Here is a 10,368-nt window from a genome sequence, read left to right as displayed (position 1 = left end):
GTCATGGTGAGGATTGAGGCACCGGCAGTGTGCGAAAGCAGCCGGTCAACAGCTACTCCCCTCATCTACCGCAGGGCGCGTCTCTCCCCGACTCTACCAACCAACCTGCAATCATAAGCTCAGACCCACATTACCTGCGAACAGCCATTCAGCGGACTTTGCTGACGTCCGCTGCGGCGTAGAGAACTGGAAATGAACATGGCTACGTCAAGATGCGTCAGGGCCAGAAGCTGCCATTGGAGAGGTTCTATCAAGAGTTGGTGCTATCTGTAGTGAACTTTCAGAAGACCTGATTGGCCAGTCATTCATAGATCTATGCGCCGTAGGAGTAAGAAGGCGTCCAGAGCCCATTGCCGACGTTGGTCAGAGCACAGAGCTTCGCAAGTGTAAAACTTGCGCTGTGATCATGGTTGCCATTCAATGTGCCTAAAACTTTAGATTCGTGAGCGTAGTTACGATTTCTCTAAACAGTACTGAGCGATAAGTTTGGTTACTTACGGGCGGAATCTGACGAAACAAGCAGAGTTGACTTTATCACGGTACTGCTGAGCATTGGATTTCAGCAGCATGCGTTGAACATTGGTATCATAGAAACCACCTTCAGGTGAAAGGAACTTAATTTCTGCAATGCTATCATTATCCATCTCTCTTAGATGAGCGACCACTTCATTAGCTTGACCTGCCATCTCTGAAATTTTCTTAGGGTCACGGATATCATTTGCAATCAAGCTATCCGCTGATTTCAAAATGCCTCTCACTTTCACAAACGTAGGATGGGGGGATCGTTGGAAAGAGAGGGAAGCTTCAAGGTCTAATGGTATTACATTCAGGTGACCGTATATGTCCTTCCAAGGGTGAACAGAAACTCCTCGCTCACGATGTTGAGCTGATTGAAACTCGCTCCATCTGTAATCACTATCAGTGACAATTACTGAGCCAGTAACCTGAGCGATAAATAGACTCATTTCATAGTTGGGAGTCATACTGAAGGGCATAAACTGACCGCCCTCACTCGCAATCACATCTTGTAACGGGATCAAAGGATTGGATTGAGCAATTTCATCGTGTGCGTCCGGTGAACCCGACCTTCTGAATTTTTGTCGCGCTGCTTACCCTTGAAGGTCCATCAACTAAGTGGACCGGGGTTACATGACAGAGAAACGCAAGTTTGAGCGTCGCAGTGCGGAGGAAAAGCAGGAGATGTGTCGTCAGGCGCTTGAGCCTGGTGCTTCGGTCAAGGAGGTGGCGCGGCGTCATGGAGAACATGCCAGCCAGCTGCATCGGTGGCTGAACGATCCCCGCTATCGCCCGACCAGCCGCGCCGTCGATGGTTTTCTGTCCATTGACGTTTCTCCTGAGGGCAACGCCGATGGGACTGGTCCGACAGCAAGCTCTCGGGTTGGTGGTCTTAACGAGACATCGGTCAGGAGACTTTGTGTTACTTTGCCCTGTGGCACGCAGCTGGCGTTGTCTGGGTCTTTCAGCCTCTGTGATATTGCAGTTCTTGCGAAGGAACTTGAGCGATGATCCCGGTCCCGAGCAATACGAGGGTCTGGCTAGCGGCTGGTATCACCGATATGCGGCGGGGCTTCAACACTCTTGCCGCTCAAACAGAGCAGGTTTTGGCAGAAGATCCTTACTCAGGTCACCTGTTTGTATTTCGCGGTCGCCGAGGGGACCTCATTAAGATCATCTGGTGGGATGGCCAGGGCGCATGCCTGTTCACTAAGCGTCTTGAGAAGGGCCGGTTTGTGTGGCCAGCGGCAAAGGAGGGGAAAGCCCATATAACAGCTACCCAACTGTCGATGCTGCTTGAAGGGATAGACTGGCGCGCACCTGCCCGAACATGGACACCATTAACCTCAGGATAGGTGAATAATCGCAACAGTTTAAGTTGATACGCCTTACCTTTATACGTGAATTCCTGTATAAAATAGCCATGCTCAAGGACCTAAACATTTGCCTCGAAGACCCGGTGAAACTGAGAGCCGTCAACAAGCTTCTGGCGGCGGAAGTCAAGGCTTTGAGCCTGAAGGTTGAGCAACTCCAGCACCAACTTCATGGTGCCAATCGTAACCGGTTTGGCTCCAAATCAGAAACTCTCGACCAGCTCAACCTTAATCTTGCTGAGGACAAAGCCATTGCTGAGGCCGCTGAGGACCAGTGCAATCCAGCGAGCTCAGTAGACAAAAGTGAGAAGCGCCAGCACAGCCGCAAACCGTTACCAGCGCATCTGGAGCGCAATGATACAGTTCTTGTTCCAAGCGACAATTGTCGCCAGTGTGGCGGTGCACTGAAGCAGCTTGGCGAGGATATCACCGAAGAGCTGGAGTATGTGCCGGGCCGCTTTGTGGTGAACCGGATTATTCGCCCACGTCTGTCATGCTCATGCTGCGAGAAGGTTGTTCAAGCCCCGCTTCCCTCCAGGCCGATTGAGCGCGGACGTCCTGGATCAGGTCTGTTGGCTCATGTTCTGGTGTCGAAGTTCTGTGATCACTTACCGCTGTACCGTCAGTCCCAGATTTTTGACCGTGAGGGCATAGATCTTGACCGGTCTACCCTTTGTGACTGGGTTGGTCGCTCCACGTCCCTGCTGGAACCACTGGCTGATGCCATTGGCCGTATGGTGCGACAGGGAAATGCGGTTTTTGCCGATGACACCCCGGTTAAGCTTCAGGCACCGGGCAACAAGAAGACAAAAACCGCTCGCATCTGGGCTTATGTGAGAGACGAGAGACCCTTTGCAGGAACAGCGCCTCCTCTTGTCTGGTACCAGTTCACCATTGATCGCAAAGGCGAGCATCCGCCAGGCCACCTCAATGGCTACAAAGGCTGGATCCATGCTGATGGCTATGCTGGGTTTAGGGAGTTGTTCGGGCAAGATAAGGCTTCGGAAATGGCTTGCATGGCGCATATCAGGCGCAAGTTCGTTGATATTCATGCCTCCCAGGGCTCAGCCATTGCCGGCGAGGCCATCCAGCGGATCGCACAGCTTTATGAGATCGAGAAACAGGTCCGTGGCAAGCCGCCACCGGAGCGCAAGAACCTCAGGCAGACCCATGCCACACTCGTTTTCGACGATCTGGAAGACTGGCTGCACGCTCAGCTTTCCAGAATATCCGGCAAATCCCCGTTGGCAGCGGCAATCCGTTATGCACTCACCCGCCTACCAAAGGCACGGCCCTATCTTGATAATGGTCATCTGGAGTTGGACAACAACGCAGCCGAGCGCGCCATGAAGCCGATAGCCCTGGGAAGAAAAAATTATCTCTTTATGGGATCGCAAGGCGGAGGGAAGGCTGCTGCTATCGCCTACACACTCATACAAACCGCCAAGCTCAACAACGTCGACCCGCAAGCATGGCTCACCTGGGTGCTGGCTCAAATTGCCGATCATAAGATCAACCGCATCAATGACCTCATGCCATGGCGTTACGCTGGTAAACCAGCGTAACTGAAGCTATCCAGGCTAGATAGGTCATCTTTCTATGCAGATAGCTTGGACGCAGACGTAAATTTGAAGCTATAGCCTGAATCCAGCCAGCTCTGAAGGCGGTTCTGAGTATGGTGATCACTCACTTCATAATGCGTAACGCAGCCAACCCTAGGAAGGTCCTGAGCATCGCCAAGCAAAGCCATATCTAATGTCATGCAATTAGCATGATAGATATGAACACTGCCGTCGTCTTCTTTTTGCAGATATGCGGTATGTACGACAGCACCTTTCTGGTCATCGATGAAGTTGATGACGCCTGATGCTGTTATCTTTGTGTGGTCGAAATACTTTTGTGTGTTTGAAGCAGTGATGCCCATTTTATCAGAGAAGCCAAGCGGATAGCCATCCACTTTTGCTCCGCTCATGAGTTCATGCTTGGAATGTTCTGAGATTTTTCCTTCAAGCACTCCCACTTTCAGAGCAAAATTATAACAAACCTGAGGACGCCAGCCTTCTGGCTTCTTAGCGAAGTCAGAGGCAATCTTTTTTTGAAGCTGTGCAGCCGTGACACGATTACTTGCTCCCTCGTGAGCTTCGTGCGGTTTGAACAGCCTGCCAAAACTAATACGCATATTCCACTAGCCTTATAAATAGAGCCTATGGCACGAAGCCGATGCAGAAAAAGATACCAATTACTGTGTTTTCTCACATCGAACCGCCATGAGGCATAAACTTTACAAGTTAGCTGGGTAGCACTACCTCCATGAGGTGCTGTGTGATATTCAGTTCTTTAAGTGTACGTTTTCCACTAACAAATTCTTCGCTGACGACATTATCAGCCACCAGGACGTTGACATGATATGCTGTCAGCACTGGTTGTGGTTGGATTCGTAGGAAATGGCCTGTAGCACATAACACCAATGCGAGGACCTTCTTACTCCGCTTTATCTTCCAAATCACTGCCGAAAAACAGCCCGCAGTATAGATGAGCAAACACACCATCGGTAGGTCAGGTTCGCCGGACGCTCACATTTCATCTAAGGAGTCGCATATCCTATCTGCTTGCTCTTCAGTTATGTGAGGAAAATCTTCACAAAGCATTCTCTTTCTAACATCGCGGGGAAGCATGTATGTAGCATTGAGAAGGTCTTCTAACATTAAGCTGTGGTGAAATTCCTGTTCGCTTTTGTTAATGACAGCCCTTTTTCTTTTGTAAGCCATGTCTAGCATCTGACGATGCAAGTGGTAGTCAAAGCTGCAAGGATCAGGAAATAAGTTTACTAAACCAGAATGAATAAAAGGCTGCAAAGTGAGCATGAAATAAAGTTCTTTGAGGGCTTGGTATCGAAATTTTCTAGGCGACTTGACGGGACTAAACTCAGGTTTTACGACGTTGGGGTTGGTAACCGGGTGCTGAATTAAGAATTCTTCAAAATGAGGAGCAATGCAAAGCGCTTGCGAACCAATCACCCTGACATCCAATGGACCAGTATAAAGCCCTCTGAAGCTTTCATCAGGTTTTGGCAGCATTGAATAGATGTCGGTGTCTGTAGGCCAAAGCATGCCGTAGAACCCGTAGATATCAGCTATTTGCTCCTCGGATAATTCTCTCCGAACATCGTCCCAAGACTTGCCTTTGTTAAGCCCTAGAATGTCAATAATGGCGTTGCAAAACGCAAGATTGCGTTCTCTGATATTTAGGACAGCCCAAGTGGTGCGTGCATCAGCAGGCTTAGCTCGACAGCACTTCTTATATTTTTTACCGCTTCCGCAGCCACAGTTATCATTGCGTCTAATTGTGCTTTCACTAATGGATTTGCGTAAGAACTTATGTTGCTTTGTGGTCCTGCCAAATGAATCTTGATAATGAACATGGCCATCATCAAATTTGGCATACATTTCACCACCGAAGTGGAAGAGTTTGTTCGAGGGAGGCAACAGAACTTCTCTTAGTTCGGCCCATTCGCATTCAATGTCCTTCTCAGGAAATAACCATTGCTCCGAACCTGCGGCAACACTTTCACTAGCCCTATTTTTGATTATGTAATTGATTTTGGTAACATCATCTGCGCTCAACTTGCGGGTATTGATGAACTCGACGGTGTTGACCAAGCTTCGTCGTGTCTTGGTCGCATTCGTGCGCAGATCTAGCGGGGCCGCACCATTGGGGTCCTTGGCATATTCAAGGTTAGTCAGGATTAGGCAGCGATTTTTGTCTAATGGGAAAATGGTTTGTGATCCCTTTAGGGCAATATCGGGATCGTTCGGATAGGTACAGCATGCTGCATCTGGGGGGCAAGCGTAGTTATAAACAGTCACTGGATGGTCGGAAACAATGAACTTTACATCTGAATCTTCAGCCGAGACCAGCTCACGAACACCTTCAGCCCATAAGGTACAATGCAATGTCCGAATGGATTGCATCTCTTGCATCAATTGATTTTGGCTGAGGGCTGGATAATTACTCTTAATCCAATCCAAACCCTTAGGGGTTCTTAGCTTCTGCGCATCTAAATACACGAAGAAATCTTCGAAGTGTTTATGCCATTCGGCTTGGTCATCAGTTAGGAAGGCTTTGACCGCCGCAGAACCGTTATCATCAATATAGCCGAATAGTTTCTTTTCAATCTCGTCATTGAGTATTGTGCCAAAGAACGTGGTATATAGATCTTTGCTGTAAAACCGCTGTGTCGGGGTATGCCATCTCTTTGACTCTATGGTTTTTGTAGATCCGTCAGGAAGAGGAATAATCCGACGCTTTAAGTGACAAAGTTCGCTCTCTCTTTTTGCAAAAAAACCTTTCTGATACCACTTTGGAACATAGTGGTTATCTCTCGTTTTAGGCACGACAAAATCCATTGGAATATGGCTCTTAGGTTTGTTGCGGAGAGTAACGGGATACAGATCGAAATAAGTCTAAGCAGCTCTTGATTCTGGCTTTCAAAATTCAAGTTATCACATCGAATTAGAGAAAGGCAGGCACCAAGCTCTCCATGCATTTTTTCGCGGCTCCAGCGAACGTCCGCTTCGTTCGCATGGAAGAATGTCAGGATTGAAGAAGTCTCTGACGGACGATCTGAAGCTTGGCTGGAAGAGAATTCGACTTGCAGTTGAAAGCTGGCTGAGAAGAACTGTAACCTAGGTCAGGCGCAAGGTCAGCTTATGGTCACAAGCTATTTGCGCCCTGTGTTCCGGTCAAAGTCTGCAGAGGCCCTTTGGTATGAATCTTTAATCCTCAAAAAGCTGTTGTTGTGAAAATGTGTGTTGCGACCAGTATGCAACTCTATTTTTTTGATCGGCAGACTTCTGCCGCTTTGTCTGCTTGTCAGAACGAAAGTTTATTACTCTCCAACATCTATCCCTAGTTTATAGGTCGGGTACAGCGGACGTATACAGCTTTTCTATGATTGCCCATTCTTCATCGCACAAATCGCCACGCATACACAAAACTCCCCGTCAATACGGGGAGTTTGAATCACGTTATGCTTTGCAAGAGAGAGGTTTAGTCAACAGGGCCCAGATCCGGCAAACCAATTTTGTAGTATAGCTTATTGCTGTTATCGCCAGCTTCCGAATGCCTGTGCACTTCTATAAGGTGGCCATTATTATCCATGGTTACAGCAAGATTAGAGCCATGGTCGTATTTCTTACTTTCACTCCAGTCTATCTTTTTTTTCTCAAATTGTATTTTTCCAGTACGGTAGTATAGGTCAACGCTGCTACCGCGACCTCGATGAACCTCCACACAATTACCACTATTGTCCATCGCTACTGAGTGATCTGAGCCTGAATCGTATTGGATACTATCACCCCAACTTATGGTCTTCTTGCTGAAGTCTATTCTGCCAACGCGGTAGTAAAGTTTATCGTCGTTACCAGAAGCCGGATTGCCTCTATGTGTCTCTATGCAATTACCGTGATTATCCATTGCGACGGCAATGTCAGCGCCCGTATCATATTTGTGGCTGCTTCCCCAATGTATTGTCTTTGCAGTGGAGTTAATGATCCCAATCATGTAGTAGAGATTGTTTTTGTCGTCGCCGCTACCGGTGTGTAGCTCAACGCAGTTACCATGATTATCCATGGCGACTGCGACCTTGGTCCCGGTGGTGTAATTTTGATTATTGCCCCAATTGACTGTCTTGGCACCTATATCCGCAAGTCCAACGGCATAATATAGCTTATTGCCACTCCCACTTTCCCTATGTACACAGATACAGTGGTCTTTATTATCCATAGATACGGCAAAGTCGGAGCTACTTGTAAAATATATACCGTTTCCAAAGTCGATACGATTGTCGGAGAAATGTGCCCTTCCTACTCGGTAGTAAAGTTTGTTGCTGTTTCCGCCGGAGCCACGGTTCATTTCCAGGCAGCCTGAGTTGTAATCTGTAGCGATCGCCACCGAGGAGCCTGTAGTGTAATAAATGCTAGGCCACCAGACAGCATCGATAGCGGTGTCCGCCTTCCAAGTCGCGACTGAAAACACTCCAGGGAAGAAAGGCGGATATGGGAAAGCACTTCTGGATGTTGCAAAAATTTCAATACTGGTGGATGATGTAATCTGAAGACCCTTTCCCCATCTGAAATTGGCGCCCAGGTCAGACGGTGACATCATATCCACACCTGGCATATAGTTCGCTTTGAGACCAGCTAAGCTGATAGCACCTGACATATCGTCGTATCTTGCTTCCGTGTCGGCTGATGAGGAGGGGCCAGTTTCCAATAGTATTGGAGCACGAACTTGCGTTACAGTTGCGCTATGATCTCCTTCAATCTGGAGCCGATATAAACCAAAACTTCTATCGGTGCCGTGCATCGTGAAAATAAAGAGCTGGCCATCTTCCTGTGTCGCGAGAGCGAAGCCACCCTCCGGACTAAATGTGTCAGGAAGATCTTTTTTTGAAATCAACTGAATGAGATCAAACTGGTCGGGTTGTGTACTAATTTCAGCTGTTTTAGATCGATAGACGCTTAGCCCTGGGCTATCCCCTGCAATGACAATGTATTTCCCTTTTTCATCACCTACTGACTTTTCTTTCGTCATCCCTGCGCCATTTACCCCGCTATCGTCTCTCGGGATCGTGGTCAGAAGTTTCATCGGTTTGTTTTTTGCCGTGGGGCGGACATCGTAGATTTGTACTTCTGAGCAGGTGTTATGTTTGTCACTTTTCTCCAGAGCAAGTGCCATGTAGCTACCGCATACTTGAACACCTCCTGGATGACCCCATGCGGGATCATGTTCGGTATTATAAGTTGCTTTAATTGTTGAGCTGCCACCATGTTTTTTTTGGATTTTATCTCCAATCATATATGTACCTTGCTGATGGGGAAGCAGTACGTCTGTGTGTGTGAAGATTAACTTTGATCCAAAAGCGCCAACTCCTTTAAAATGTGAGTAGATCGAAGTGTGGATGGTCAAATAGTAGCCAGTCCCGCCGGAGTTTGCATTGACACTGTCAAAAGTAGCAGCTGCATTTACCAGCTGTAGGTTCTCCGGAATAATTTCCGTCGTATCACCGCTTTCAATCACAAATCTAGCGTCGTTGGTTTTTCCATCTGTACTGGATGCATCCACCGTCCAATAGTGCTCCTCTGAACCTTCGGTTGGAAAAACTCTCTGCACCGGCAGGAACTGAGAAGTCATGGTTTCGTATATCTGATCGCTTGTGCCGGCATCAATTTTGTTCACGTTCCCAATCGGATTGGCGAACGAGAAATAGATACTGATAGGGTTTTCAGGCGAGGAAGATTTATATTTTACCCAGCCTGCGCATCCTGCGACAGACATTTCTGCCTCATCGCATTCGACGGTTGCGCGACCACCATCGGCAGCTATTTCTTTTGGCCACTCGCTGTCATCTGCGAGTTGACCATATTCTAAGTGAGCTTGCTCAAAAGTGAAAACGGATGAGCTGTTATTGGTGAATTCTAAGCGAATGCGATGGTCTTTTTGCATAGGCTCTCTCCCTAATGTTAATACGTTGTCATCGAAATAATGTCGTTATTTGGCTAAGTGCCGTGACACATTGCTATCATTGGTTACGAAAACAGATGCTGTGGCCATCGTGCGATGAGGTAAGCGCGCAGGTAACAGTCCAGTTGCCATGCGTCTCATGCAAGGATGTGGCATTTCCAGGCAGACCGGTTTCCTGTGCGAAGGACAGGGAGCTGGAGATCATGGTCATGCATAAGGCCGGAACAAGATGATGGAGATATCGCATTTTAATTCTCGTTCTGTTTTAAGAAGGCTTGCTCACCGCTGTTGATCCCCGGCGGCGGGCATGATGATCAGAAACGCAGGGTAAGGTTTGCCCTGAGCCCCTGATCGGTGAGCCCAGAACCGAACCGACCATTGTAGGACAATCCAATGGCTGCATCCTCTCCCAGGTCAACTGCAACGCCCACATCAAACACAAGGGCATCTCTGGCAACCGGTGCTCCGGCGACAGAGAAGTTACTTCCACCATTAAAGGCATGGCTGGCAAACGGCTCCTTGTCGCCGAACGCGTGCTGCCAAGCGGCTTGCGCTGAAAGCTTCGCGCTGAACTCACCAAGGTCAGCCAGAGTTCCTACTCGCAGCCCGATAGTGGTAAAGGCGCTATCTATGGTTTCATGACCAGCCGTCAGAGCCGCTGTGCCACCAGTTTCAGAGTACCCGTTGCTGGATAAGCGGACGTAGGACACATTGGCAAAAGGTTCCAGACTGCTCGTGTTGTGATCAAACCGATATCCCACCTCACCAAAGAGCTGAGCAGTGCGCGCATCATAGGAACCAGCCAGGTTTTCAGAGAGGCCAGTAAAAGCAACCGAGCGTGCTGTGTCGATATCATGCCATGCATAGCTGCCACCAACACGGAGCCCCAGAGCATCAAACTGAGCTCCACCATAGGCACCAAAATACACTGTATCTACTGTTGCAGAGGACTTTC

At 48.4% G+C, this 10,368-nt stretch carries 8 protein-coding genes; 3 read left to right on the top strand and 5 right to left on the bottom strand.

Annotated features, from left to right (window positions below; all coding sequences use genetic code 11):
* Nucleotides 1-494 precede the first annotated feature (494 nt).
* The gene (locus tag PPL9_RS31985) at nucleotides 495-995 is read right to left on the bottom strand and encodes a hypothetical protein (protein WP_152986699.1); all 501 of its coding nucleotides are present in this window, start codon (nucleotides 993-995) and stop codon (nucleotides 495-497) included.
* 154 nt (nucleotides 996-1,149) lie between these two features.
* On the opposite strand from PPL9_RS31985, the gene PPL9_RS14255 reads away from it, so the two are divergent.
* The 3 genes from PPL9_RS14255 (at nucleotide 1,150) to PPL9_RS14245 (ending at nucleotide 3,454) form a co-directional block, all read left to right on the top strand.
* The gene (locus PPL9_RS14255) at nucleotides 1,150-1,527 is read left to right on the top strand and encodes a transposase (RefSeq protein WP_057463326.1); all 378 of its coding nucleotides are present in this window, start codon (nucleotides 1,150-1,152) and stop codon (nucleotides 1,525-1,527) included.
* On the top strand, nucleotides 1,524-1,871 hold the full coding sequence (gene tnpB, locus PPL9_RS14250; RefSeq protein ID WP_057463325.1) for an IS66 family insertion sequence element accessory protein TnpB: 348 nt from the start codon (nucleotides 1,524-1,526) through the stop codon (nucleotides 1,869-1,871). The genes PPL9_RS14255 and tnpB overlap by 4 nt, the downstream gene beginning before the upstream one ends.
* A gap of 68 nt (nucleotides 1,872-1,939) precedes the next feature.
* Complete coding sequence (locus PPL9_RS14245; protein ID WP_057463324.1) at nucleotides 1,940-3,454, top strand: IS66 family transposase; 1,515 nt, start codon at nucleotides 1,940-1,942, stop codon at nucleotides 3,452-3,454.
* Between the two features lie 32 nt (nucleotides 3,455-3,486).
* Here PPL9_RS14245 and PPL9_RS14240 read toward each other — a convergent pair whose 3' ends face one another.
* The 4 genes from PPL9_RS14240 to PPL9_RS14220 form a co-directional block, all read right to left on the bottom strand.
* The gene (locus tag PPL9_RS14240; RefSeq protein ID WP_057463323.1) at nucleotides 3,487-4,068 is read right to left on the bottom strand and encodes a hypothetical protein; all 582 of its coding nucleotides are present in this window, start codon (nucleotides 4,066-4,068) and stop codon (nucleotides 3,487-3,489) included.
* Nucleotides 4,069-4,462: 394 nt separating this feature from the next.
* Nucleotides 4,463-6,295, bottom strand: coding sequence for an SEC-C metal-binding domain-containing protein (locus PPL9_RS14230; RefSeq protein ID WP_057463321.1), 1,833 nt, complete (start codon nucleotides 6,293-6,295; stop codon nucleotides 4,463-4,465).
* Between the two features lie 643 nt (nucleotides 6,296-6,938).
* Complete coding sequence (locus PPL9_RS14225; RefSeq protein ID WP_057463320.1) at nucleotides 6,939-9,395, bottom strand: hypothetical protein; 2,457 nt, start codon at nucleotides 9,393-9,395, stop codon at nucleotides 6,939-6,941.
* Nucleotides 9,396-9,727: 332 nt separating this feature from the next.
* On the bottom strand, nucleotides 9,728-10,368 hold a 641-nt coding region (locus tag PPL9_RS14220), incomplete at its 5' end, for an autotransporter outer membrane beta-barrel domain-containing protein (protein WP_152986701.1).

The organism is Pseudovibrio sp. POLY-S9 (genome assembly GCF_001431305.1).
In the GTDB taxonomy this organism is placed as follows: domain Bacteria; phylum Pseudomonadota; class Alphaproteobacteria; order Rhizobiales; family Stappiaceae; genus Pseudovibrio.
This window is presented reverse-complemented; position numbering and strand designations above follow the sequence as displayed.

Bases quoted from the DNA above. Each gene is read 5' to 3' on its own strand.
- PPL9_RS31985 (WP_152986699.1), bottom strand. From the start codon at position 995: ATGCCCTTCAGTATGACTCCCAACTATGAAATGAGTCTATTTATCGCT.
- PPL9_RS14255 (WP_057463326.1), top strand. From the start codon at position 1,150: ATGACAGAGAAACGCAAGTTTGAGCGTCGCAGTGCGGAGGAAAAGCAG.
- tnpB (WP_057463325.1), top strand. From the start codon at position 1,524: ATGATCCCGGTCCCGAGCAATACGAGGGTCTGGCTAGCGGCTGGTATC.
- PPL9_RS14245 (WP_057463324.1), top strand. From the start codon at position 1,940: ATGCTCAAGGACCTAAACATTTGCCTCGAAGACCCGGTGAAACTGAGA.
- PPL9_RS14240 (WP_057463323.1), bottom strand. From the start codon at position 4,068: ATGCGTATTAGTTTTGGCAGGCTGTTCAAACCGCACGAAGCTCACGAG.
- PPL9_RS14230 (WP_057463321.1), bottom strand. From the start codon at position 6,295: ATGGATTTTGTCGTGCCTAAAACGAGAGATAACCACTATGTTCCAAAG.
- PPL9_RS14225 (WP_057463320.1), bottom strand. From the start codon at position 9,395: ATGCAAAAAGACCATCGCATTCGCTTAGAATTCACCAATAACAGCTCA.